This is a genomic window from Stenotrophomonas sp. GD04024 (genome assembly GCF_029837545.1).
Taxonomy (GTDB): Bacteria; Pseudomonadota; Gammaproteobacteria; order Xanthomonadales; family Xanthomonadaceae; genus Stenotrophomonas; species Stenotrophomonas forensis.
On sequence record NZ_JAOEDV010000015.1, the window covers coordinates 1 to 25,279 of the forward strand.

The window sequence follows — 25,279 nt, forward strand, 5'->3', positions numbered from 1 at the left end:
CCCACACCGGCCCGCCAAACCCACAGAAAACCAGAGCCGCTTTGGCTGTTGCTGTTGCTCTGGCCTGCAGCAGGTGCAGGGCGCAGCCCTGCCGAATCCCTACTTCACTCGACGACCCGAACGGTCGATGCGGAACCGCTCTCCGCCTTCCATCGGGGTGTGCCCATCCGCATCCGGCGTGCCCCGACGGCATCCGTTGCAGACCTCGGCCACGCCATCGCGGAACGGCCAGCCGAAATCGAAGGTGCCCGGAACCGCCTGACGGAACTTCAGATCGAAGTAGCCCACGCGGTTGCCGACGCGGGCCCGCAGCAGGCCCTCCTGCGGTGTCTCCGGCCCGTTGTCCCAGGTCAGCACCGGCAGGCTGCGGCCCTTGCGGTTGACGTAATGGAAACCCTGGTCGGCATACACCACGGCCAGGCCGTGGTCGTCGAAGTTCAGGTCTTTCAGCGTGTCGGGGTGGATCCTGGGCCGGTGATCGACCACCTCGCAGTTGGGCAGCGGCCACAACCCGTGCTCGTCGGTGAGCAGCTTGCAGGCCGGTGCCTGTGCCAGCGCAGTGCTGCTGGCCAGCATGCCGAGCAGGACCACCGACCGCGCGAGGCGGCCGCTGGCGGGGGCAGGGCGGGCCTGCCGCGCGATCACTTGGCCTCGGCCTTGCGCTCGAAGGCGGTCGGCGCCGGCAGCTGCACCGGCACGCCCTTGTCGTCGCAGGTGCCGGCCTGGCACAGGCGTTCGCGCAGGGCCGGGGTGGCCTGCACGATCATGTGGTAGATCGCGTTCTGTTCCAGCGTGCCGCGGATCGCCTTGCTGCCCGGGCCACGGGCCCAGATGCCGACGTCCTCGCCACCGTGCGATTCGGACTTCATCGGCACCAGCGCTTCCTGCATGTAGTCCGGGTGCTCGGTGTCGACCTCGCGCAGGTTCGGGCGGCCATTGGCCGGTTCGAAACTGCTCGGGTTGTGCGGGTAGCGCTTGGCGCCGGCCGGCTGCTGGTTGCTGGCGCCGGTGTGCCCCGGACCATTGGCGTAGGTCAGGGTGGTGTACGGCTGGCCGCTGCCGTCCAGCGCGTAGTCCAGCTTGCCGGCGCCGTCTTCGCCGCCCTTGTCCTTCACCTTGCCCAGGATCGGGTTGCCGCGTGCCGGGTAGCCGACGAAGTTCAGGGTGTGCGAGTGGTCGGCGGTGACGATGATCAGGGTGTCGTCGGCCGAGGTCAGTTCGTTGGCCACGCGCACCGCGTCGGACAGCGCCACGGTCTCGGTCAGGGCACGGTAGGCGTTGCCGCTGTGATTGGCGTGGTCGATGCGCGCGCCCTCGATCATCAGCACGTAGCCCTCCTGGTGCTTGGCCAGGTTCTTGATCGCCGCGGCGGTCAGTTCGGCCAGGCTCGGCTCGCCGCCCGGATCCTGCGGGCGCTCATACTCGTAGCGCATGTGGTCCGGCTCGAACAGGCCGAGAATGGCCGGTGCATTGGCGGCGGCGGCCAGCTGCTTGCTGTTCCAGACGTAGGCACCCTGCGGGTGCGCCTGCTGCCATTCCTGCACCAGGCTGCGGCCGTCCAGGCGCTGGCCGACCTTGTCGTCATACTCCGGGTCGCGCTCTTCCACGGTGGTGAATTCACTGCGACCGCCGCCGAGGGCGACCAGCGGGCCACGGCCATAGCGCGAGGTCGACAGCAGCTGCTGGGCGATGTCCTTGCAGCCGGCCGCCTTGGCCGCTTCGGTCAGGTCGGTGTCGTTTTCCCAATTGCGCTCGGGCGAGTTCGCGTAGGTGGCGGCGGGGGTGGCGTGGGTCAGGCGTGCGGTGGACACCACGCCGGTGGCCAGGCCGGCGCTGTCGGCCAGCTGCAGCCAGGTCAGCAGGCCCTTGGACAGGCTGTCGGCACAGTCGGTGCGGCTGCCGGCGCTGACGCCGATCGCACCCATGTGGGTCTTCACGCCGGTGGTGATGGCGGTCATGGTGCCGGCCGAATCCGGCGTCTGCGAATCGGTGTTGTAGGTCTTGCTGAACGCCGTGGCCGGGAAGCGCTCCCAGGACAGCAGGTTCTCTTCGCCCGAACCGCCCTTCTGCTGGCCCTCGTAGATGCGCGAGGCGGCCACGGTGGTCAGGCTCATGCCGTCGCCCAGGAACAGGATGACGTTCTTGGCCTTGCCGGACATCGCGCCGTTGGCGGCCGCCTGGGCGGCACCGCTGCGGTACCACCACTGCGGGGTCTCACCGGCCGGGTGGGCGACGGGATCGACGGCGACCTTGAGGCCGGCCGGGGCAGAGGCGGGGGGGGTGCTGGCGCAGGCGCCCAGCAGCAGGGTGGTGGCGCAGGCGGCCAACAGGGAGACGGAACGGCGCATGGACGCTGGGATCTCACAAACTGTAACGGGACGTTCATTATGCCCGGCCCCGCAAGGCACGCCGATGACACACTGATTTGCCGGCCGGGCGGTCGTTCTGCCGGCCGCCTTGGGCTATCGTTCCAGCATCCCTTCTTCCCCTCTGGATTGCCTATGAAGCTGGTCTCTGCCTGGCTGCGGATTCCATTCTGGCAGCGCGTGGTCGGTGGCTTCGTGCTCGGCGCGCTCGCCGGCTGGGCGCTGGGCCCGGCCGCAGAAACGTGGTTCGGCCCGCTCGGCGAGCTGTACGTCACCCTGATCAAGATGATCGCGGTGCCGCTGGTGTTCTTCGCGGTCATCAATGCGATCTCGTCACTGCACGGCCAGAAGTCGGTTGCCGCGCTCAGTGGCCGCACCTTCCTGTGGTTCGTGATCACCGCCGCGCTGGCGGTGTGCGTCGGCCTGGGCGTGGGTACCGTGCTGCAGCCCGGCGCCGGTGGCCTGCAGCTGTCGATGGCCAGCAACTACGTGCCGCGCGAAGTGCCCAGCGTGGTGCAGGTGCTGCTGGACGTGGTGCCGGCCAATGTCTTCTATGCGCTGTCCGGCATCGGCACCAAGGTCAATGCGGCCGGTGAAACCGTGCTGGCCGCCGGTCGCGGCTCGATCCTGCCGGTGATCTTCTTCGCAGGCCTGGTCGGCTTTGCCATCGTCAAGCTGGGCGAGAAGGTGACCGAGGCGCGCAAGCTGGTCGGCCAGATGAGCGACATCATGATCCAGGTGACCCGTTTCGTGCTGGAAGTCACCCCGATCGGTACCTTCGGCCTGATCGCCGGCCTGGTCGGCAGCTACGGGTTCGAGAAGCTGCTGCCGCTGGGTCATTTCGTACTGGCACTGTACGTGGCCTGTGCCCTGCACATCGTGGTGGTCTACAGCGCGCTGCTGCTGGCGCACGGCCTGAACCCGCTGAAGTTCTTCCGTGGTGCGGCACCGGGCATGCAGGTGGCGTTTGTCAGCTCGTCCAGCTTCGCGGCGATGCCGGTGGCGCTGCGCTCGATCACCCACAACCTGGGCGTGAACAAGGACTACGGTTCGTTCGCGGTGCCGCTGGGCGCCAGTATCAAGATGGATGGCTGCGGCGCGATCTACCCGGCGCTGTGCGCGGTGTTCATCGCGCAATACAGCGGCGTGCCGCTGACTCCGGAGCAGTACGTGGTGGTGCTGATCGCCTCGGTGCTGGGCAGCTTCGGCACCGCCGGCGTGCCGGGCACCGCAGTGATCATGGCCACGGTGGTGCTGAGCGCAGCCAACCTGCCGCTGGAGACCATTGGCTACCTGTATGCCATCGACCGCATCCTGGACATGATGCGCACGATGACCAATGTGACCGGCCAGATGCTGGTGCCGGTGATCGTGGCCAAGGAAACCGGCCTGCTGGATCAGGCGGTGTACGACAATCCGTCCGGCAATGTGGGCGTGGACGACCCCGACCCGACACCACCACGCGGCTGAGGTTGCGTAGCGATGAAAGGCCCGCCCTGACCGGCGGGCCTTTTGTTTGGCAGGCGGCTGATGCGGTACCGACCAACGGTCGGTACCCACCGGGGGGGGCCGGCGCCTATCCGTTATTGCGGGCCCAACAAAAAAAAGCCGCTGCAGGGCAGCGGCTTTCTCGTGTCAGGCGGCGCGGTCGCGCCAACCGGTCAGGTCAGAGATCGACCCGGCGGGCCTGCATGAACTTGTTGCCCCAGTAGCCACTGAGCAGGGTGTCCACGCGCACGTCCTTGCCCGAGCTCGGGGCGTGCAGGAAGCGGCCGTCACCGACGTAGATGCCGACGTGGTCCACGCGGCCCTTGCGGCCGAAGAACACCAGGTCGCCAGCGGCCAGCGCGGTGCGGTCGTTGATCAGTTCGGCGTTGTCATCGTGGGCCATCTCGCGCGAGACGCGCGGCAGCTCGATGCCGAGGGCGGAGCGGAACACGTAGCCGACCAGGCCACTGCAGTCGAAACCGCTGTCCGGGTTGCTGCCACCCCAACGGTACGGGGTGCCCAGCAGGGTCATCGCACGGCGCAGCAGCGACTGCACCTTGCCGTTGTCGGCGGCGGTACCGACAACGCTGCCATTGGCGGCGCTGCTGGTGTCGTAGTTGGCGAGCAGGCGGCTGAGATCGCCGGCCACCACGGCCGAGCGGTCCATCAGCGGAATGGTGTCGTTGGCGGCCAGGTGCGGCAGCAGGGCGGCCAGGGTCGCGCTGGCGGCGGCATCGACGCGGCTGCGCTGCGGAGCGGCAGCCTCGGCCTTGGCGGCCGGTCGGGCGGGGCTCTCGGCCACCGGGGCCGGCGTCACATCGGAACGATTCGGAGCAGTCTGCGACCATGCCGGAAGGCTGGTCAGACACAGTGCCAAGCCAAGCAACAGCGGGCGGGCACTACGTGAAGATACGGAAGTCTGGCCTTCGCTTTTCAGGTCGTCAGTCGTCACGCGTCGGTCACAGGAAAAAAACGATGGGGCATCATGCCTTGTAAAAGCGTCAATAAGTTAAAAATTCCGTTAGTAATCCGTTAGTTCTATAGTGATGTGCGTCACAGTTTTGAGCATATCGCCTGTTCATTTTAGCGAAGGACACGTTTCGCGCCGGTGTAGTGGTCCTTCCAGTAGGGCCCGCTGAGCGAGTCGAGCCGGACGGTGCCGCCGGTGCTCGGCGCGTGCACGAAACGACCTTCGCCGACATAAATGCCGACATGGGTGACGTTGCCGCGGCTGCCAAAGAACACCAGGTCGCCGGTCGCCAGGCGCTGTGGGTCGATCTTCGGGCCCTGTACCGCCGCCAGGTCACGCGAGGTGCGCGGCAGCTTCAGGTCCAGCATCTCGCGGTAGACATAGGCGACCAGACCGCTGCAGTCGAAGCCCGAATCGGGGGTGTTGCCGCCGTAGCGGTAGGGCGTACCGACCAGGCTGATGGCACGCATCAGCACCGAGTTGGCGGCCTCGGGGTTGTCCGGCACGGTCTTGGGCCAGTGGGCGGTCGGCGGGGGGGCCGAGGGCCGGGTGGCCTTGCCGCCGCCACAGGCGGTCATCAGCAGGGGCAGGGCCAGCAGCAGGGCCGGGGCAAGGAGCCGGCGCAGGCCGGACGAAACTGGCGTGATGTGCATGATCTCCGGATAATGCGCCACCTTGGATTGGCCGTCATGATGGCGGCGTCCCCGCCGGGCGACAACCCGCCCCAACCCGCCTGCCTCCGGCAGATCCAGACAGAGTTGCGCATGAAGATCGAAAAAGACCGCGTTGTCCGCTTCCACTACACCGTTTCCGAAGTCGGCCAGGAGCCGATCGAATCGTCCAAGGACCGCGGCGAGCCGCTGGCGATCCTGATCGGCCACGGCAACATCATTCCGGGCCTGGAAAACGCCATGATGGACAAGGAAGCCGGCGCGACCTTCAGCGTCGACGTCACTGCGGCCGACGCCTACGGCGAGCGCCGCGAGGGCCTGTCCCAGCGCGTGCCGAAGAAGCACTTCGGCAACACCAAGCTGGCCCCGGGCCAGCAGGTCGTGCTGCAGACCAACTTCGGCCCGCGTGCGGTGACCGTGCAGAAGGTCGGCATGAGCGTGGTCGACGTTGACCTGAACCACCCGATGGCCGGCAAGGACCTGCATTTCGACGTGGAAATCGTCGATGTGCGCGAAGCCGGCCAGGAAGAGATCGATCACGGCCACGTCCACGGCGACGGCGGCCACCACCACTGATCGCAGCGCGATCGTGATGGCAGCAACGGCCCGCTTCGGCGGGCCGTTGCGTTTCTGGAACACGGCGCGGGCCTCCATGGCGCGTGGGCCGGCGGCATAATGGCGGACCTGCCCGACGGATGCCCCGTGAACGCCGCTTCTCCCTCCCTGCAGCCGATGGCTTCCGGCGAACGCATCGCCGTGCTGGACATCCTGCGTGGTGCCGCCCTGCTGGGCATCCTGCTGATGAACATCGAGGCCTTCAGTGGCCCGTTGGACCTGGCGTTCACTGGCATCGACGTGCACTGGCAGGGCATCGACTACTGGGCCGATGCCTTTGTCTATGTGTTCGTGCAGGGCAAGTTCTTCACCCTGTTCTCGCTGCTGTTCGGCGCCGGCTTTGCGGTGATGGCGCAGCGCGCCGACGTGGCCGGACGCAATTTCACTCCGTTCTACCTGCGCCGCAGCGCCGGGCTGCTGCTGATCGGCCTGTGCCACGCGCTGCTGGTTTGGTCCGGCGACATCCTGGTGATGTACGCGCTGATCTCGCTACCGTTGCTGGCCTGCCGCGAGGCACCGCGCAGCTGGCTGCCGTGGATGGGCGTGATCGTCTACCTCGGCGGCGTGGCGATGATGCTGCTGGTCGGCGCGATGGTGTCGATGGCCTCGGCCGAAGAGGTGCAGGGTATGCTCGGCGAAGCGCAGCAGAGCATCGCGCTGCAGCGTCAGGTATACGGGCAGGGCAGCTGGGCGCAGGCCACCGTGCAACGCTTGAGCGAGTTCGGTACCTCGATGGGCGCGCTGCTGATCACCGGCCCGGAAGTGCTGGGCATGTTCCTGATCGGCAGCTGGTTCGCCGGCAGTGGCGCGCTTGCCGCGCCGGAGCGCTTCCCACGCCTGTACGCTTCGCTGCGCTGGATCGCGCTGCCGCTGGGCCTGCTGGTCACGGTGCTGGGTGTTGCCTGGAAACCGTACCTGGCACCGGGTGCTTACGATCTGCCGGTAACAGCCGCAATGGCACTGGTGACGATCGGCGGCCTGCCGATGTGCCTGGGCTACCTGGCGTGGATCGTGCACTGGCACACGCGGCTGGCATGGCTGGCGCCGGTCGGCCGCATGGCGTTGACCCACTATCTCGGCCAGTCGTTGCTGTGCACCTGGGTCTTTTACCACTACGGACTGGGCAGGTTCGAGATGATGCCGCGCAGTGTGCAGATGCTGTTCGCGCTGCTGCTGTTTGCCGTGCAGGTCGGTATCTCGCACGTGTGGCTGCGCCACTTCCGCTTCGGACCCATGGAATGGTTGTGGCGTGCGATGACCTACCGGCAGTGGCCGCCGATGCGGCGCGGAGCCGGGCTGGGCTGATCGATGCCGAGGGCGCGCGAGGACGTGATCGTGGTCGGCGCCGGGGCCATCGGCCTGGCCAGTGCGCTCGCGTTGCGCGCGCAGGGCCGGCAGGTGCGCGTGATCGACCGGGGGCGCGTCGGGGGCGCGACGTCGCATGGCAACTGCGGCACCATCACCCCCAGCCACGCACCGCCACTGGCGGCGCCCGGGGTGCCGCTGCGCGCGTTGCGCTGGATGCTCGATCCACGCGCGCCGCTGTACGTGCGTACGCGGCTGGATCCCACGCTGTGGCGCTGGCTGCTGCAGTTCGGCGCACGCTGCAATGCCCGCCGCTGGCTGCAGTCCACGCGTGCACGTGGCGCACTGCTGGATGATTCGCGGCGGCGCCTGGCCGAGTGGGTGCAGGCACATGCGCTTGACTGCGAATTTGATGCGCGCGGGCTGGACTACGTGTTCGGCGATGCACGCAACTTCGACCACCATGTGGCTGAATGCGAGGCACTGAACGCGCAGGGCATCGCCACGACCTGCATTGGTGGTGGCGACTATGCGCGCGCGAATCCGGCCTTCCACGATCGCCTGGCCGGCGCGATCCATTTTCCTGGTGACGCGCAGCTGCGGCCGGATCGCTACACCGCCGAGCTGGCACGCGTGCTGCGCGCGCAGGGCGTGGTGATCGACGAGCAGATGGACGTACAGGGATTCAGCGATGACGCACAGGGCGTACGCGTGCAGGCGGGTGGGCAGTCGCTGGCCGCGCGCGAGCTGGTACTGGCCACCGGGCCGTGGTCGCGGCACTGGGCCCGGCAGCTGGATCTGCGCGTGCCGATCCAGCCTGGCAAGGGCTACTCGCTGACCTGGTCGCGGCCGGCGCTGGTGCCGCAGCGGCCGGTGGTGCTGAAAGATCATTCCGTGTTCGTGATCGCCTGGCGCGAAGCGCTGCGGCTGGGCGGTACCATGGAATTCGCCGGTGCCGATCCAAGCTTGCGCGCGACCCGCCTGCGCGCGCTGCAGCAGGCCGCCGACCACTACCTGCGCGCGCCACGCGGTGCGCAGCTGCAGGAGCAGTGGTGCGGTTGGCGACCCATGAGCGTGGACGACGTGCCGTTGATCGGCCGTGCGCCCGCGCATCCTCACGTCTGGCTTGCAGCGGGGCATGGCATGCTCGGCATCAGCACGAGCGCCGGCACCGGCCAGCTGATCGCCGATCTCGTCTGCGGCCGCACCCCAGCGATCGATCCTGCCCCTTACCGACCCGAGCGATTCCGATGAGCACTGCACCCTATGATTACGACCTGATCGTCCTTGGCGGCGGCTCCGCCGGCCTGGCCGGTGCGATCCGCGCCGCGCAGCATGGCAAGCGGGTGGCAATGCTGGAGCCGGGCGAACTCGGCGGTACCTGCGTCAATGTCGGCTGCGTGCCGAAGAAGGCGATGTGGCTGGCGGCCGACCTGCACGAACGCATCGGCCTGGCCAGTGCGATGGGCTTCGATGTCGAGGCCCGCCCGGCGCTGTCGTGGAAGGAACTGGTGATCCATCGCCAGGCCTACATCAGCAACATCCACACCAGTTACCACAAGCGCCTGGACGAGACCGGCGTGGTGCGCATTCCGGCGCGCGGCCACCTGCTCGATGCGCACACGGTGGCCTGCAGCGATGGCGTGCGCTACAGCGCCGAGCACATCCTGATCGCCACCGGCGCGCACCCGCTGCGGCCGGACATTCCGGGCGCCGAACTGGGCCTGGTGTCTGATGACTTCTTCGATCTGCGTGCGGCACCGGCCGAGGTCGCGATCATCGGCGGTGGCTACATCGCGGTGGAACTGGCGGGCCTGCTGCAGGCGCTGGGCAGCCGCGTGAGCCTGCTGGTGCGCGGCAAGCGCCTGCTGGAACGCTTCGACTACGAGCTGACCGATCAGCTGGCCGAGAACCTGAAGCAGCAGGGCGTGCGAATTCATTTCGACTACCGCCTGCGCGAACTGCAGCGCGATGGCGAGCGCGTGCGCGCCTTCGGCCACGACGGTCCGCTCGACAGCGTGTTCGATGCGGTGTTCTTCGCCACCGGCCGGCGCGGAAACAGCCGTGATCTGGGACTGGAGGCACTTGGCATCGGCATCGGCGAACACCAGCAGGTGCAGGTGGATGAGTGGCAGACCACCAGCGTGCCGAGCGTGCATGCCGTGGGTGACATCGCCGGCAGGGTCGGCCTGACCCCGGTGGCAGTGGCGGCATCGCGGCGGCTGATGGACCGCCTGTTCGGTGGCCGCCCGCAGTCGAAGATGGACTACGAGAATGTGGCCAGCGTGGTGTTCTCGCACCCGCCGTTGGGCGCGGTGGGCATGAGCGAGGAAGAAGCGCGCGCGCGTTTCGAGCAGGTGAGCGTGTACCACAGTCGTTTCCGCCCGATGCTGCAGGCGCTGGCCAATGGTACCCAGCGCAGCCTGTTCAAGATGGTCTGCGCCGGCCCGGAGGAACGGGTGGTGGGCATCCACCTGCTGGGTGAAGCGGCTGATGAAATCCTGCAGGGCTTCGCGGTGGCGGTGAAGATGGGCGCGACCAAGGCCCAGTTCGATGACACCGTGGCGATCCATCCGACCTCGGCCGAGGAAGTGGTGCTGATGCGCTGAGCCGGGCCGTTGTAGAGTCGAGCCATGCTCGGCTGCCGTGCGAAAGCAGTCGAGCATGGCTCGACGCTACAGAAGGCGGCATTCGGGCACGCTCAGCGCTACCGGGGCGGGCACCGGTCGCCCCCATGCGACAATGGCCGCCCCCACGCCTTCCCGGGCCGCCCCGCGCGGCCTGCCGTCGTCCTGATGTCCAGCCCTGCTTCCCGTATCGCCACCGCCTCCCCTCGCATCGCGCTGGGGGGCATTGGCCTGGCCGCGATCGGCGCCATCGCCGCCTCCGGCAAGGCAATCATCGTCAAGCTCGGGCTGCGCCACGGCGTGGATGCCACCACGCTGCTCGCGCTGCGCATGCTGATGGCATTGCCCCTGTTCGTGCTGATGGCGCTGTGGGCCGCGCGCCGGGCCGAGCCGTTGTCATGGGCCGACCGCGCCCGGGTGCTGTGGCTGGGTTTCACCGGCTACTACCTGTCCAGCCTGCTCGACTTCCAGGGGCTGCAGTACATCAGCGTGACCCTGGAACGGCTGATCCTGTACTTGAACCCGACCCTGGTGCTGCTGATCAATGTGCTGCTGGCACGCCAGCGACCCGGCCGATGGCAGGTCGGCGCGCTGGTGCTGAGCTATCTGGGCGTGCTGCTGGCGTTCGGCCACGACCTGCAGCGCGAGGGCGGGCAGATCATCATCGGCAGCCTGCTGGTGCTGGGCAGTGCGCTCAGCTACGCACTGTACCTGTTCGGCAGCGGCCAGGTGGTCGCGCGCATCGGTGCGGTACGGCTGACCGCCTACGCCAGCTGCGTGGCCAGCGTGCTGGTGCTGCTGCATTTCGCGGTCACCCATCCGCTGCCGCTGCTGTGGCAGGCGCCGGCGCCGGTGCAGTGGCTGTCGCTGGTCAACGCGACCGTGTGCACCGTGTTGCCGGTACTGGCGATCATGCTGGCGGTGCAGCGCGTGGGTTCGTCGCTGGCCGCACAGGTCGGTATGCTGGGCCCTGTTTCCACCATCGTGATGAGCCTATGGCTGCTCGACGAACCGATGGGGCCGGCGCAGATCGCCGGCACCGTGCTGGTGCTGATCGGCGTTCTGCTGGTGACCCGCCTGCGGCGCTGACGCCGGAGCAGGCGCGCGCGCGCATCCTGGCGGTGATCCGTGCGATTCCGGCGGGACAGGTGATGGGCTACGGGCAGGTGGCGATGCGTGCCGGCCTGCCCGGGCGGGCACGGCTGACCGCGCGCATCCTCGGCCAGAACGACGACCCGGACCTGCCCTGGCATCGCGTGCTGCGCTCGGATGGGCGCATCGCCATGGAAGAAGGCTCGGCCGGCTGGCACGAACAATCACAGCGGCTGCGCGCCGAAGGCGTGGTGGTGGAGAACGGCCGGGTGCGGATGCCGGCCACCGATCCGGCCGCGGCGCTGGATGCGGCGGTGTGGGGACCCGGCTGAGCGCGGCTGGCGACTGAACAGGCCGTGCCTGGCGGTCGCCAACAAGGCCGGGTGCTGCGGCTATGATGGAGGCCGATCCATGCCGGTGCTCCCATGTTCCCGCGACTGCCAACCGTCACCAAGGCCCTGCTGATCGCCAACGCGATCCTGTTCCTGCTGCAGCAGCCGTTCCTGCTCGGCATGCAGACCTTCGAGCCGTTCATGCTGCAACCGTTGCAGCAGGGCTTCGATGCGTTCTCGCCGGGCGGCAACTTCCAGCCGTGGCAGCTGCTGACCTATGGCTTCCTGCATGGCAGCTTCGGCCACCTGTTCTTCAACATGCTGGCAGTCTTCATGTTCGGTGCGCCGCTGGAGCAGACCTGGGGCGAGAAGCGCTTCCTGCTGTACTACCTGGTCTGCGTGGCCGGCGCCGGTGTCTGCCAGCTGCTGGTAGGAACCCTGCTGGAAAACCCGGCCACCGTGCTGGGTGCGTCCGGCGGAGTGTTCGGCCTGCTGCTGGCCTACGGCATGCTGTTCCCCAACCAGCGGGTGATGCTGCTGTTCCCGCCGATCCCGATGAAGGCACGGACCTTTGTGATCCTGTTCGGTGTGGGTGAACTGGTGCTGGGCATGACCGGCTGGCAGCCGGGCGTGGCCCACTTCGCGCACCTGGGCGGCATGCTGTTCGGCTGGTTGCTGATCCGCTACTGGCGCGGGCAGCCGCCGTTCAACAAGCGCCGCCCGCCGGGCCCACCGAATCGACCGAACCACCTGCGCAGCGTCAAATGATCCGAAGGATCATTTGACGCTGTAGGTGCCGACCGTTGGTCGGCACACCTTGTCCCACGCGGGTAGGTGCCAACCTTGGTTGGCACGCTTTGAATGGGATCATTTGACGCGGTAGATGCCAACCTTGGTTGGCGTTCGCTCTGCCGCTCTGTGCCAACCAAGGTTGGCACCTACCCATCCTGCAACACCACCTGCGCGGCATTGTGCCCCGGTGCACCGGTAACGCCGCCGCCCGGATGGGTGCCCGAACCGCACAGGTACAGCCCGGGCAGGGCGCCGCGGTAGCCGGCCTGGCCGACCATCGGCCGCGCCGAGAACAACTGGTTGACACTGAGCGCACCGTGGAAGATGTCGCCACCGATCAGGCCGAAGGTCCGTTCAAGATCCAGCGGTGACAGCACCTGGCGGCCCAGCACGCTGCCGGCGAACCCTGGCGCATAGCGTTCGACGGTGGCGATCATCAGGTCGGCTACGGTGTCCCGATGATCATCCCAGTGGCGGCCGTCGGGCAGCACCGGTGCCACGTGCTGGCAGAACAGGCTGGCCACATGCTGCCCGGGCGGTGCCAGCGAATCGTCCAGCGTACTCGGAATCAGCATCTCCACGATCGGTTCGCGTGACCAGCCCTCGCGGCGCGCATCCAGCCAGGCGCGGTCCATGTAGTCCAGGCTGGGCGCCATGATGATGCCGGCGCTGAGGTGATCGCCGGGGCCGGGCAGGGCGCGGAACTCCGGCAGCCGCGACAGCGCCACGTTCATCCGGAACGTGCCGGACCCGCAGCGCCAGTTCGCCATGCGTTCGCGTGTGGCGGGCGGTACGTGCGCCGGTTCCAGCAGATGTTCGTAGAGCAGTTTCGGGTTGACGTTGGCGATCACCGCGCGTGCGCGCAGGGTTTCGCCGTTGGCCAGTTCCACGCCCACCGCGCGGCCCTGCTCGATCAGAATGCGCTGCACGCCGGCCTGCACGCGCAGTTCCGCACCGGCCGCGCGCGCCGAGGCGGCGATGGCCTGGCTGATCGCACCCATGCCACCGATCGCGTGGCCCCAAGCGCCCTTTACGCCGTTGCACTGGCCGAACACGTGGTGCAGCAGCACGTAGGCACTGCCCGGGGTATACGGGCTGGCGTAGTTGCCGACGATGCCATCGAAACCGAACAGCGCCTTGATCGGCTCGCTCTGGAACCAGCGATCCAGATACTCCGCTGCCGACAGCGTGAACAGGTCCAGCAGTTCCTGCCGCAGCGAGGGATCCAGCGTCGACAGTTCGCGCCCGAGACGACCCATCTGCCACAGGGCGGGCAGGGCACGCCAACCACCTGCAACGCCAATATCCGGCGGTGCGCGCAGGGCCCACGCGCGCAGGACGTCGGCGAAGATCTCCAGACGTGCCTCATATTCAGGCAGGCGCTGCGCATCCCGCTCGGAGAACTTCGCGACCTCGGCCTGGGTGCGGCCCGGTGCCGACAACAGATAGCGGCCATCCGGCAGCGGCAGGAAGTTGTTGGCCGGACGCGCGACGATGCGCAGCCCATGCGCATGCAGTCGCAGGTCGTCGATCACCTTGGGCTGCAGCAATGACACCGTGTACGACGCGACCGAGTTGCGGAAGCCGGGATGGAATTCCTCGGTGACCGCCGCACCGCCGAGAACGCCCCGACGTTCCAGAACCAGCACCTTCTTTCCGGCGCGCGCCAGATAGGCCGCGCAGACCAGGCCGTTGTGGCCACCACCAACGACGATCGCATCCCAGGTCATCAGCGCCTCGGAAAAAGGGGACGGAGGGGATCAAGTCGCAATTCGCATTGCAGCGCAGGCAGTGGGGGAAAACGACTTAATCCCCTCCGTCCCCTTTTTTGATCGCCGCCTCAATGGTGGCGATGTCGATCTTCTTCATCGGCATCATCGCGTTGAAGGCGCGCTTGGCCAGCGCCTTGTCCTGGCTGGTCACCGCTTCGATCAGCATGCGCGGGCTGATCTGCCAGGAGATGCCCCAGCGGTCCTTGCACCAGCCGCATTGGCTCTCCTGGCCGCCGTTGCCGACGATCGCGCTCCACAGGCGGTCGGTCTCGGCCTGGTCTTCGGTCTGGATCTGGAAGGAGAACGCTTCGCTGTGCTTGAACGCGGTACCGCCGTTGAGGCCGACGCAGGGAATGCCACAGACGGTGAACTCGACGGTAAGCACATTGCCTTCCTTGCCGTCGGGATAGTCACCGGGCGCGTGATGCACGGCGGTCACCGCGCTGTCGGGCAGGATGCTGGCGTAGAAGGTGGCGGCCTCGAGCGCGCCGTTGTCATACCAGACACAGATCGTGTTCTTGTGTGCCATGTCGGGCTCCACGATGGACGAGGCAGCAGCGATAGCATGCCCGGTGTTAACCCCGGATCGTGCTGCACCCGCAAAAAAAAAGGGCGCCCGAAGGCGCCCCCTGTGTTACCGGTTCATCAGCAGGCTCAGCGCCAGACCTTGATCTGCTCGGCCTCGCTGCGCTGCATCGGCTGGCCGGCCTTGCAGCTGAAGGTGGCACCGAAGGCCGGCAGGTTGGCCAGCGTGCCATTGCTGCGCCACAGGCCCGGCGCGCGGATGTCGGCGGTCAGGCGGCGCACGGCTTCGTTCGGCGACAGCTGCTGTGCCCACAGCGCCGACCAGGCGCGGAAGAAGCCCTGCTGCTGTGCCTGCTTGGCCTTCGGTTCCTGTGCGGTGTACGCGGCCCAGGCCAGTTCCAGGCCGGCGATGTCGGCCAGGTTCTCTTCCTGGGTGAGTGTGCCGTTGACTTTGGCACCCTTCACGCCCGGGAAATCATAGGCGCCGTACTGTGCGGCCACGCGGTTGCCGAGCAGGGTCCAGGCGGTCTTGTCGGCCGGGGTCCACCAGCTGCGCAGCTCGCCCTTGGCATCGACCAGTGCACCCTTGGCATCGATCGCACGGGTCAGCTCGTGGCCGACCAGGCCACCGAAGCTGCCGAACTTGTCGGCGGCGTCAGCCTTGGCGTTGAACACCGGGCCCTGCAGGATCGCGGCGGTAACGATCAGGCGGTTCTGCGCCAGGTCGTAGGCCAGCGACGGCTGCTGCGGCAGCACGTCCCAGCGACGGTCGGCGTTGCCCTTGCCGATGCGCTTCATTTCCTCGCGATGGCGCCAGGTCGAAGCGATCAGCATGTTGCCGCCGAACGAGCCACGGCCCATCGGCTGCACGCTGTAGTCCAGGTCGCGCAGCGGGGTGCCGATCTCGATCTTCAGCGCGGCCAGCTTGGCCTGCGCTTCGGTCTTGGCTTCGGCGCTCATCCAGCTGCTGTTCTTGACCGCCTCGATCTGCACTTCGCGGACCTTGTCGACGATCCACGCCGCCTGGCGACGGTCTTCGGCCGACAGGTAACGCGCGGCGTACTCGCGGCCGACCATCGGGCCGGCGGCCACGTTGATCGCATCCAGCACGTCTTCCCAGCGCTGCGGCGGCAGGGTTTCGCCACGCAGCACGCGGCCGCGGAATTCGAACTCGGCATCGCGGTAGGCCTTGGACAGGTACGGCGCCATTGCGTCACCCACGCGCCAGCGCAGGTAGGCCTTCCACTGGTCCGGCTTGAGCTTGGTGACCATGCCGTCGAGCTGCTTGAACAGGCTCGGGTCGGCCAGCGAGACCAGGTCGTCATCCACGCCCTGGGCCTTCAGGAAGGCATCCAGCTGCAGGTTGCGGTAGCGGCTGTTGAGCTCCTTGGTGGAGATCGGCGCGTAGTTGTTGAACGGATTGTTGATGCCGGCCAGCGACTGCGCGTTGCGCGCCAGCTCGGTTTCCAGCGCGATCACCGACTGCGATTCGGCATCCAGCTTGGCGGCCGGGGTGCCGGTCAGCGCCAGGATCTGCTTGACGTAGGCGCGGTAGCGACCCATCAGCGCCACGGTATCGGCGTCGGTACGGGTATAGAACGCCGGGTCCGGCAGGCCCATGCCGCCCTGCATGAAATAGCCGATGTGACGGTCCAGCGCCTTCAGGTCCACGTCGGGGCCGAAGTTGAAGGCCACCGGGATGCCGACCTGGTGCAGCGCGGCGATCGACGCCGGCACGTCCTTGGCCTTCTTGATGGCGTTGATGCGGGTCAGCAGCGGGGCGATCGGGTTGGAACCGTCGGCTTCCACCGCGGCTTCGTCCAGGCCGCTGGCCCAGAAGTCACCCAGCAGCTTCTGCACGTTGCCCTGCGGCGACTTCATCGCGGCATCGAGCAGTTCGCGCTGCTGCTGGCGGCTGCGATCGACCAGCTGTCCCAGTGCGGTGGTGGCACCGGTCTGCGGTACGGGGTTGGCCTTCAGCCAGCCTGCGTTGGTGGCGTCGTAGAAGTCGCTGCACTGGGCACTGACAGCCGGGGCGCGGGCGGCCTTCTTCTTGGCGGCGGCAAACGCATCGTGGGTCGGGACCAGGGTCGCCAGGCTGATGCCCAGGGCGATGGCAAGCGGACGGAAGTTGGGCATGTGGAACGAATCCGTGATGGATTGAGGGCGCGCGCACTATAGCAAGCCGGGCATCGACGCGGCATGCAGGCATCACGCTGCGTTCGCAGGGCGCCGCCAAAAAACAAAGGCCCGGGAAATCCCGGGCCTTTGCAGGTCTGCCGCAGCGTCAGCCGTGGCTTACCAGATCACCACCTGCTGTTCGCCAGCGCGGGCCATCGGCGAACCGGCCTTGCACTGGAACGCAGCGGCGAAGGTCGGCAGGTTCGACGGCGCACCCATGGCGCGGAACTGCGCCGGGGCATGCGGGTCGGTGGCCAGGCGGACCTTGGCGTTTTCCGGGGTGTACTTGGTGCGCCACACGGTGGCCCAGTTGAAGAAGAAGCGCTGGTCGCGGGTGAAGCCGTCGACCTTCGGATCTTCCTTGCCGGCGGTGGCCTTCTGCAGGGCGTCGTAGGCGGTGGCCAAGCCACCCAGGTCGGCGATGTTCTCGCCCAGGGTCAGGTGGCCGTTCACGGCCTGGCCGTCGACCTTGTACTGGTCGAACTGCTTGACCAGCTTGCCGGTCAGGCCTTCGAAGTTCTTCTTGTCGGCCGGGGTCCACCAGTCTTCCATGTTGCCGGTCGGCCCGAAGCGCGCGCCCTGGTCGTCGTAACCATGGGTCATTTCATGGCCGATCACCGCACCGATGCCGCCGTAGTTCAGCGCGTCGTCGGCCTTCGGATCGAAGAACGGCGGCTGCAGGATGGCGGCCGGGAACACGATCTCGTTCTGCAGCGGGTTGTAGTACGCATTGACCGTCTGCGGGGTCATGCCCCACTCGGTCTTGTCCACCGGCTTGCCGATCTTGGACAGGTTGAACTTGTAGTTGAACTCGCTGGCCGCGCGCACGTTGCCCAGGTAGCTGTCGCGCTGGGTCTGCAGGCCCGCCCAGTCACGCCACTTGTCCGGGTAGCCGATCTTCGGGGTGAAGGTTTCCCACTTGGCGATGGCCTTGGCCTTGGTTTCCTCGCTCATCCAGCTCAGGCCCTGGATGCGTTCCTTCAGCGACGCAGCCAGGTTCTTCACCAGTTCTTCCATCTTCGCCTTGGCTTCCGGCGAGAAGGCGACCTTCACATACAGCTGGCCGAAGGCTTCGCCGGCATCGTTCTCGATGGTGCCCAGCACGCGCTTCCAGCGCGGCTTCTGTTCCTTCTGGCCGTTGAGGGTCTTGCCGTAGAACTCGTAGTTCTCCTGCACGAAGGCGTCGGCCAGGTACGGCGAAGCGCTGTCCACGGTGTGGAAGCGCAGGTAGGCGCGCCATACCGACGGATCGGTGTCGCCCAGCGCCTTGCTCACCTCCTCATGGAACGCCGGCATGGCCAGCGAGAACTTCTCCGGCGCGGCCACGCCCTGCGACTTGAAGAACTCGGTCCAGCTGAAGTTCGGGGTCAGCTTGTCGGCGTCGGCCAGGGTGACCGGGTTGTAGAACAGCTCGACGTTGCGCGACAGCTCGACGCGCGACTTGGAGGCCTTGGCCAGGCGGGTTTCGAACTTGACCACGTCCTCGGCCTGCTTGGCCGCATCGGCCGCGGCGACGCCGGACAGTTCCAGCACCTTGGCGACGTGCGCCTGGTAGGCCTTCAGCTTGTCGGCGTTCTTGGCATCGGTGTAATAGGTGGTGTCCGGCAGGCCCAGGCCGCCCTGGCTGGCGTAGGCCATGTTCACGGCCGAGTTCTTGAAGTCGGCTTCGGCGCCGAAGCCGAACAGCACGTTGTCGCCCTTGGCCGCGCTGGTGCGCAGGTAGTTGGCGATGGCGGCCTTGTCCTGCAGGCCGTCGATCGCGGTCAGGTCGGCCTTCAGCGGCTCGATGCCCTGCGCGTTGATCTTGGCTTCGTCCATGCCGGTGGCCCACAGGTCGCCGACGATCTTCTCGATGTGGTTCGGGTTCTTCACCTGCGCGACCTGCTCGGCCAGCTGGTGCTGCACCGCCACCGAACGCTCGTCGAGGATGGTGAAGGCGCCCCAGCTGGTGCGGTCGCCCGGAATTTCATTGGCGGCCAGCCACTTGCTGTTGACGTAGTCGCCGAAGGCGCCACAGGCGTCCTTGCTGGTATCCAGGTCGCTGGGCTGGAAGGCGTTGTAGGCCGGCAGCTTGCTTTCGTCCAGGGTGTACTGGGTGGCCTGGGCGGGGGCCGGCGTGGAGGCAGTGGCGTCCTTGGCCGGGGCCTCAGTCTTGCCGCAGCCGACCAGCGCGGCCGAAACGGCCAGGGTCAGCAGCACGATCTTGGGAGTACGGGTCACTTGAATGGCCTCCAGGCCGAGTGAGTCAGGGAAGGGCCGCAGGGCGGCCGTGGGCCGAACGATACGCCGCCAGCCTGCCCCGCAAGGGTGTCGAAGGTCATGGCGCTTGGCAAGGGTGCCTGTACAGGCACCGGTAGGGCAGCAACCGGGCAGGATCGGCACACTGGCCGCGCCTGCCCGCGCTGGCAGGCGGGTCAGTGTTGTCCCGGGATCGGTAGCGGCTGAGCATCGTCGGTCTTCGGCTCCGGGGCATCCGGCTGCGGAGCCACCTCCGGAATGCGGGACGGGCGGCCGGTTTCCGCAGGCAGCTGTGTCACGCTGCCGACGTCGACACGTGCCACCCGCGGCGTCGACCAGATGGTGTCCTGCCACTGGCGGTACTGCGCGGGATCCCAATAGCGGCTGTCGTAGAACTTGGTGCCATCGATCTGTTCGGTGGTGCCGTTCGGACCGGGCACGAGGATCTTCACATTGCCAGCAAAGCCGGTGCGGCTGCCGGTCATGCGCTTCTGCTCGCGGCGCATGGCCAACGCCAGGCGGGGTTCCGCAGCGGCATCGCCGAAGCGCGCATAGACGGCTTCGCCCTCGGTCACCGCCTGGACCTGCTCGGCCTCGCTGAGTGCGGCCCAGTAGCGTTCACGCAGCTCGAGGAAGCCCTTGTAGCCACGCTCCGCAGCGAGATCCATCCAGGCATAGGCCAGTGGGCGGTTCACCGCGGTGCCCGTGCCGTTCCACAGCATTTCGGCAACCATTGCCTGTGACACCTTGTCGCCGTAGAAGCCCGCACGCTGGAAGAAGCCGAAGGCCGCCTGCAGGTCGTTGGCACGTTGCTTTTCCATGCCCAGCATGCGGAAGCGCAGGTCGGGATGGCCATTGAGGAATCCTGCGCTGATCAGCAGCGGGTCTTCGGTGGGATCGGACGGCAACGCCGAAGGTGCCTGGGTGGCCGGAGGCGCGGCGAGCGACGTGACAGGCACAGCCAGCGCGAGCAGCAGCGGTGCCAGCAGCGAGGAGCGGGATTTCATGTTCATCTTTCCTTGATCGAATCGTAGAGGCCCATGGATGAAAGGTCCTTCCAGTGCGGGACACTCTGCATGCGGCGTTGGTCACTATGCCAAAAGCAAGGGGGAGGGGGCGGGCGGCCCCCTCCTCCCGGTGCGCTAGGGGCTGCTGGCCCCGGCAGCGGCGCCGCTGCCGATATGGCGACCAAAGAAGTCCAGCATCTTCGTATACAGGTTCACGCGTGCCGGCACCTCGTAGAAGCCGTGCATTTCGCCAGACTGGATGATCACGCCCTCCGGGGCATTGCCGACCTCGGTGAGGGCCTTGGCCATCAGCTCGGTCTGCTCGGGCACCGCACGCACATCACGCGCGCCGGCGGCCAGGAACACCGGAATCTTCACTTCTGCGGCGCGGCGGGCCGGAGAGGCCTTGGTCCACTCGGCGACGTCGGTGCCATGGGTTCGACGCAGGTAACGCAGTCCGGATTCGCGCTGCGGAATGTCGCCCTTCTTGAACAGCATGTCCACGTCGTATACGCCGACGTAGCCAAAAGCGCACTTGAACAGGCCAGGCTCACGGATCGGCGCCATCAGCGCCGAGTAACCGCCGAAGCTGCCGCCGTAGATGCACAGTCGATCCTTGTCGGCCACGCCCTGGTCGATCGCCCAGTGGGTCGCATCGAGGATGTCGTTCTGGATGCCGTCGGCCCATTGCTTGTGGCCGGCTTCCTCGAAGGCCTTGCCATAGCCGCCCGAGCCACGGAAATTGACCTGCAGCACCGCGTAGCCGCGGCTGGCCAGCAGCTGCGCTTCGGGATTGAAGCCCCAGTTGTCGCGCGGTCCGATCGGGCCGCCGTGCGGGTTGACGATCATCGGCAGGCGCTTGCCTTCGCTTCCCTTGGGCAGGGTCAGATAGCCGTGCAACTGGCGGCCGTCGCGCGCCTGGACCGTGAACGGTTTGACCGTGGCCATGCGCTTCGGATCGAGCCAGTCGCGTCCCTGCAGCAGGAACCGAGCCTGGCCGCTGGCGCGGTCGAACAGGTACAGCTCGCCCGGATTGGTGTCGCTGTACACCGAGAGCAGGATCTTGGCGCCATCGTCGGTATAGCTGGAAAACTGCACCATCTGCCCGGGGAACGCGTTGGCCAGCGACTGGTACAACGCCGCATCCGGATGGTCGTCCTGGACCAGCGTGACCTTCGGGCTGCCGGCCTGATTGACCACGCCGATCAGCTGCTTGTCGTCGGTGCTCCACATCAGCTGCGAGACTTCGGTGACCGGGTCCTGGAACAGTCGCTTGAACTGGCCGGTGGCCGTATCCAGCGTACCCACGGCGGCCGGTGCCTTGCCATCATCCTGCTCAGCGTAGACCGTGCCGTCAGCGGTGGTGCGCAACACGCGCAGGTGCTGGCCATCGGACTTGGATGCGTTGATCAGCGTCCAGTTGCTGCCATCGCGCCGATAGAGTTCGCTTCGTTCATCGTATTCGCCGCTTTCGTCGCGGCTGGAACTGCACACGGCGAAACGCGGCTCCTTGCCGGCATCCAGTGCGATATCGCAGTTCTCCTTGGGCGCGCGTGCCAACGGGGTACGCCGGCCGCTGATGGTGTCCACGCTGACCACCTGGGTCCCCGCGCCCTCGGACGAGCGCGGGTAGCGCACCTGCATGATCACGTTCTGGTCATCGCCGCGCAGGGTATCGAGCAGCGAGTACGATTCGTTGCCCACGCTCTTGCTGCGTTGGGTGGCATCGCGGGTGCCGTAGAAGATTACCGGCCGTGCCTGGCTGCCGTCGGCGTTGACGGCGAACCATTCGCCGGTGGGGAAGGGCTGCGCATACCCGCCCTGCTTCTTCACGGCATTGAACATCAGCCGCTGGGGAGAGATCCAGTGGAACGCACCGACACTCTTCTTGTCGGGCAGCTGGTTGACCTTCAGTACCTTCAGATCGCTGGTGCGCAGGATGGTCAGCACATCCTGTTCGCCCAGGTCGACGCTGATTGCCAGGTAGTCGCCATTGGGCGAGATCCGGGCGGAATTGAACGTCGCGTGCTTGACGAAGTCTTCGATCGAGTAAGGCGTGGACGACGGCGCGGCAAACGTGGCCGGTGACAGCAGCGCCGCCATGGCAATGGCAAGTGGGGTGAACAGCTTCGACATCTTCTGCATGGGCAGGTTCCTTGTCCGCTGCGGTGATCGCGTTCACCGCATTCAAAAAAAGGAAAGCCCGGTACATGCCCGGGCTTTCCATCCGTGCTTACATCATCAGCAGATGATCAGAACTTGTACTGCAGGCTCATGTAGAAGCGACGGCCCAACGGGTCGGCGCCAATGAACGGGTCATAGAACGGATAGGCGATACGGCTGTTGTCCTTGCGGTACTGGTTGTCGAACACATTGACCACCTGGAAGGTTGCCAGCACGTTCTCGCCGAACTTCTTGCCAACGCTCAGGTTCCACAGGAAGAACGGCGGCAGGCGACGCGGATAGTAGCCACCCGCGCTGTTGGTACCGGAGGTGTCGAGGCTGCTGAATGCCGAGCCGTAGCGGGTACCGAACACGGTGGTTGCCCAGTCACCCTTGGACCAGGTGACGCTGCCGCGGGCGCGGCTGCGTTCCGGGTTCCAGTACTCCGGCGGCAGATCGCGGTAGTCGATCAGCGGCTCTTCCTTCAGCTGCTTGTACTTGTTGGTCAGGGTCAGCGAATAGCCCAGGTCGAAGTTGAAGCGACCCCAGCGATCGGTATCCAGGTTGTATTTGTAGCTGGCATCGATGCCGCTGGTGTCCTGCAGCGCGGTGTTGATGTAAGCATTGTTGATGCGGCTGATGCGGCCGTTGTCCGGAGCGTCCGGCTGGTTGACGCGGGTGATCAGGGTCGACAGCTGCGAGCACAGCGCAGCGCTCGGCATCGGGCGAGACGGGTCGCTGGTGCTGCCCAGGCGGCAGGCGGCGTCGGCGCGCAGCAGGTAGTCGTTGCTGAGCTGCGCAGCGGCGTCTTCCAGGCGGATGCGGTAGTAGTCAACCGTCAGCGACATGCCATCGGTCACGTCCCACACGAAGCCCGCGCCCCACGACTTGCCCTTTTCTTCGGTCAGGTTGGGGTTGCCTGCCACCAGGGTCTGTACCGAGTACTTGGTCGGATCGTTGGCGGTGGCATTACATGCAGCACGGGTACGCGGACCCTGTGCTGCGCCGGCACCGGTACCCGAGCGGCACGCATACTCGTCGAGCTCGGTGGTGTAGGACGCCGCACCCTGTGCGTAGATCAGCTGCATGTCCGGGGCACGGAAGCTGGTGGCGTAGCTGCCGCGCACCAGCAGGTTGCTGAACGGACGCCATTCCAGGCCGAGGTTGTAGGTGGTGGCCGCATCGACCGACGAGATGTCGTCGTACTTGTCATAGCGGGCCGCGGCATTGGCGCTGAGGCTGCTGAAGATCGGCACGCGGAATTCCGCACCAATGGCGTAGCGGTCGCGGGTACCGTGGGTTTCGCCCGAGCTGGTCAGGTTGTAGATGGTCTGGTTGTCGATCGGACGCAACTGATCGGTGCGCGGATCGCTGACCATGTCCATCTTCTGCCGGTTCCATTCCAGCACGCCCGCGAAGCCGAGGGCGCCAGCCGGCAGATCGAACAGATCGCCACTGATGTTGAAGTTGGCGTTGGCGACGCTGGTCTCCGAGCGGTTGATCACGCGCGTGGAGAACGAGCGATAGATGTCCGGCGTGATCGGCGACGTCCAGCGATCCTGGTTCAGCGCGTAGACCGGGTAGATCGCATTGCCGGTGGTACCGCCGGTGGAGTTGACATAGCCCAGGCGCGAACCCAGGAAGTAGTCATGCACGGCCTGTGCGAGCAGGCGCGGACGATCCATCTTGTAGTCGTAGTAGCCGTAACCTGCGCTGGCTTCCCAGTCGAAGCGATCGGCGAGGTTGCCACGGACACCGACGTTGAAGTCGTAGGTGTATTCGTCATACAGGGTGCTGGCTGCTTCGTTGCCGCCCAGCTCCTGCGGAGTGAAGATGCGCTGCAGCGACACCAGGTCCTTCAGGTTGGGATCCCAGAAGTACTGGGTGGCTGCACCGGTACGGGTCTGGTTGAAGCGGTCGCCCGACGTCGCCCAGAACTCGGTACCCGCGCTGGCCTTGGCCTTGGTGGTGTAGTAGTTGACGCTGGCGAAGCCCTGGGTGGTATCGGTGAAGTCGAAGGTGCCGTAACCGTAGGCCGAGTAGAACTGGCGCTTGTTGGAGATAGAACGGGCGGAGTTGCTGGTGTATGAGCCGCAGTACTTGCCGCGGGACGCGGTGGTGACCGTGTCGAACCCCAGTGCTTCACACTTCTCTGCGCCCGGATACAGGGCGTTGTGGTTGAGCGGGCCGTTGGCGTTGGCCACGCCACGAATGACGGCCATCGAAAGGTTCGGGGTCGCCGCACTGCCCAGCGGGCCTTCGCGCAGGTCGGACAGCCACTTGCGCTGGCTGGCGAACACCGGCTCGCGGTCGCTGTACTGCAGCGCCCACACCGCGCTCCAGCGGTCACCGGTACGGCCACCGGTCAGTTCCACGTTGACCGTGTCACCGCCGCCTTCGGCAGTCGTGCCGGCGGTCACGCGCACCAGGTTGCCGTCGTAGTGCTCACGCAGCACGATGTTGACCACGCCCGCCACGGCGTCGGAACCGTAAATGGCCGATGCACCACCGGTCAGCACTTCCACGCGCTCGACGATGCTGCTCGGGATCGAGTTGATGTTGGCGACGTTGTTGTCGCGGTTGTACGGCTGCGGGTACTGCGCCGGGCGGCGGCCGTTGACCAGGGTCAGCGTGTAGCCGGGGCCCAGGTTGCGCAGGTTGACCACCTGGGCATTGGGGGTGAAGCCGGTAACGGCCAGGTCGCCGGTGAAGGACGACGTGGTGTTCTGGGTCAGCGTCTGCAGCATGTCACCGACGGTCTGGAAACCTTCGCGGTCGATGTCGGTGCGGGTGATCACGGTCACCGGCGCCGGGCCTTCGACATCAGAGCGCTTGATGCGTGAGCCGACCACCGAGACGCGGTCGAGATTGGTTGCGTTCTTGCCGCCTGCTTCGTTGCCAGCTTCCTGGGCGAAGGCCGGAGCGATGCCGGTGGCCAGCAGGGCCGTGGTGAGCGCAAAGCTCAGCGGGTGGCGGCTGAGCGCCTTGCGGATGGTCATGTGTAGATCCCCTGATGAATCAAACATCGGTCGGCTCCCTGGAGGCTTGCCGCCGTCCCTGATGGGCTGTTGCCCACTTCTCACCGGCTTCACAAGCCGATGAGCCAAAGTTAACACAGACTTAACTTGACCTGTC

Annotated in this window: 19 protein-coding genes; 8 read left to right on the top strand and 11 right to left on the bottom strand. The window is 66.6% G+C overall.

The window, feature by feature from the left end; translation table 11 throughout:
• Nucleotides 1-99: 99 nt before the first annotated feature.
• Nucleotides 100-645 (bottom strand): WG repeat-containing protein, encoded by a 546-nt coding sequence (locus N7590_RS07115; protein WP_164241460.1) that lies wholly within the window; start codon nucleotides 643-645, stop codon nucleotides 100-102.
• Nucleotides 642-2,348 carry an alkaline phosphatase gene (locus N7590_RS07120; RefSeq protein ID WP_164241461.1) on the bottom strand — a complete coding sequence of 569 codons (1,707 nt, stop codon included), beginning with the start codon at nucleotides 2,346-2,348 and terminating at the stop codon, nucleotides 642-644. The genes N7590_RS07115 and N7590_RS07120 overlap by 4 nt, the downstream gene beginning before the upstream one ends.
• Before the next feature lie 153 nt (nucleotides 2,349-2,501).
• Here N7590_RS07120 and N7590_RS07125 point away from each other — a divergent pair, with 153 nt between their 5' ends.
• Nucleotides 2,502-3,836 carry a dicarboxylate/amino acid:cation symporter gene (locus N7590_RS07125; RefSeq protein WP_133935241.1) on the top strand — a complete coding sequence of 445 codons (1,335 nt, stop codon included), beginning with the start codon at nucleotides 2,502-2,504 and terminating at the stop codon, nucleotides 3,834-3,836.
• A 196-nt stretch (nucleotides 3,837-4,032) separates the two neighbouring features.
• On the opposite strand, the gene N7590_RS07130 is transcribed toward N7590_RS07125, so the two are convergent.
• On the bottom strand, nucleotides 4,033-4,740 hold the full coding sequence (locus N7590_RS07130; RefSeq protein WP_230078916.1) for a C40 family peptidase: 708 nt from the start codon (nucleotides 4,738-4,740) through the stop codon (nucleotides 4,033-4,035).
• Between the two features lie 197 nt (nucleotides 4,741-4,937).
• Nucleotides 4,938-5,477: a C40 family peptidase gene (locus tag N7590_RS07135; protein WP_053509406.1), complete on the bottom strand. Its 540-nt coding sequence runs from the start codon at nucleotides 5,475-5,477 to the stop codon at nucleotides 4,938-4,940.
• Nucleotides 5,478-5,588: 111 nt separating this feature from the next.
• Here N7590_RS07135 and N7590_RS07140 point away from each other — a divergent pair, with 111 nt between their 5' ends.
• From N7590_RS07140 to N7590_RS07170, 7 genes are all read left to right on the top strand, one after another.
• Nucleotides 5,589-6,071 (top strand): peptidylprolyl isomerase, encoded by a 483-nt coding sequence (locus N7590_RS07140; RefSeq protein ID WP_008266927.1) that lies wholly within the window; start codon nucleotides 5,589-5,591, stop codon nucleotides 6,069-6,071.
• Nucleotides 6,072-6,170: 99 nt separating this feature from the next.
• Nucleotides 6,171-7,415 (top strand): DUF418 domain-containing protein, encoded by a 1,245-nt coding sequence (locus tag N7590_RS07145; RefSeq protein ID WP_053509365.1) that lies wholly within the window; start codon nucleotides 6,171-6,173, stop codon nucleotides 7,413-7,415.
• Between the two features lie 3 nt (nucleotides 7,416-7,418).
• Complete coding sequence (locus N7590_RS07150; RefSeq protein WP_164241462.1) at nucleotides 7,419-8,669, top strand: FAD-dependent oxidoreductase; 1,251 nt, start codon at nucleotides 7,419-7,421, stop codon at nucleotides 8,667-8,669.
• Nucleotides 8,666-10,024 (top strand): glutathione-disulfide reductase, encoded by a 1,359-nt coding sequence (gene gorA, locus N7590_RS07155; protein WP_164241463.1) that lies wholly within the window; start codon nucleotides 8,666-8,668, stop codon nucleotides 10,022-10,024. Before N7590_RS07150 ends, gorA begins: the two co-directional genes overlap by 4 nt.
• A gap of 186 nt (nucleotides 10,025-10,210) precedes the next feature.
• Nucleotides 10,211-11,131 carry a DMT family transporter gene (locus tag N7590_RS07160; protein WP_049457775.1) on the top strand — a complete coding sequence of 307 codons (921 nt, stop codon included), beginning with the start codon at nucleotides 10,211-10,213 and terminating at the stop codon, nucleotides 11,129-11,131.
• Entirely contained in the window at nucleotides 11,128-11,466 is a 339-nt protein-coding gene (locus N7590_RS07165) for an MGMT family protein (protein WP_230078917.1), read from the top strand. The genes N7590_RS07160 and N7590_RS07165 overlap by 4 nt, the downstream gene beginning before the upstream one ends.
• A gap of 93 nt (nucleotides 11,467-11,559) precedes the next feature.
• On the top strand, nucleotides 11,560-12,234 hold the full coding sequence (locus N7590_RS07170) for a rhomboid family intramembrane serine protease (RefSeq protein ID WP_008267505.1): 675 nt from the start codon (nucleotides 11,560-11,562) through the stop codon (nucleotides 12,232-12,234).
• A 170-nt stretch (nucleotides 12,235-12,404) separates the two neighbouring features.
• Here N7590_RS07170 and N7590_RS07175 read toward each other — a convergent pair whose 3' ends face one another.
• The 7 genes from N7590_RS07175 to N7590_RS07205 all read right to left on the bottom strand — a co-directional run bounded on the left by N7590_RS07175 (nucleotide 12,405) and on the right by N7590_RS07205 (nucleotide 25,143).
• Entirely contained in the window at nucleotides 12,405-13,988 is a 1,584-nt protein-coding gene (locus N7590_RS07175; RefSeq protein ID WP_164241464.1) for an NAD(P)/FAD-dependent oxidoreductase, read from the bottom strand.
• A gap of 76 nt (nucleotides 13,989-14,064) precedes the next feature.
• A complete protein-coding gene (locus N7590_RS07180; RefSeq protein ID WP_053509374.1) occupies nucleotides 14,065-14,559 on the bottom strand; it encodes a VOC family protein in 495 nt (164 codons plus the stop codon).
• A 125-nt stretch (nucleotides 14,560-14,684) separates the two neighbouring features.
• Nucleotides 14,685-16,694, bottom strand: a complete 2,010-nt coding sequence (locus N7590_RS07185; RefSeq protein ID WP_164241465.1) for a M13 family metallopeptidase — start codon at nucleotides 16,692-16,694, stop codon at nucleotides 14,685-14,687.
• Nucleotides 16,695-16,853: 159 nt separating this feature from the next.
• The gene (locus tag N7590_RS07190) at nucleotides 16,854-18,956 is read right to left on the bottom strand and encodes a M13-type metalloendopeptidase (RefSeq protein ID WP_053450416.1); all 2,103 of its coding nucleotides are present in this window, start codon (nucleotides 18,954-18,956) and stop codon (nucleotides 16,854-16,856) included.
• A 194-nt stretch (nucleotides 18,957-19,150) separates the two neighbouring features.
• Nucleotides 19,151-19,981, bottom strand: coding sequence for a hypothetical protein (locus N7590_RS07195; RefSeq protein WP_279935275.1), 831 nt, complete (start codon nucleotides 19,979-19,981; stop codon nucleotides 19,151-19,153).
• 135 nt (nucleotides 19,982-20,116) lie between these two features.
• Nucleotides 20,117-22,126, bottom strand: coding sequence for a prolyl oligopeptidase family serine peptidase (locus tag N7590_RS07200; RefSeq protein WP_239544277.1), 2,010 nt, complete (start codon nucleotides 22,124-22,126; stop codon nucleotides 20,117-20,119).
• A gap of 107 nt (nucleotides 22,127-22,233) precedes the next feature.
• A complete protein-coding gene (locus N7590_RS07205) occupies nucleotides 22,234-25,143 on the bottom strand; it encodes a TonB-dependent receptor (RefSeq protein WP_053509378.1) in 2,910 nt (969 codons plus the stop codon).
• Nucleotides 25,144-25,279 lie beyond the last annotated feature (136 nt).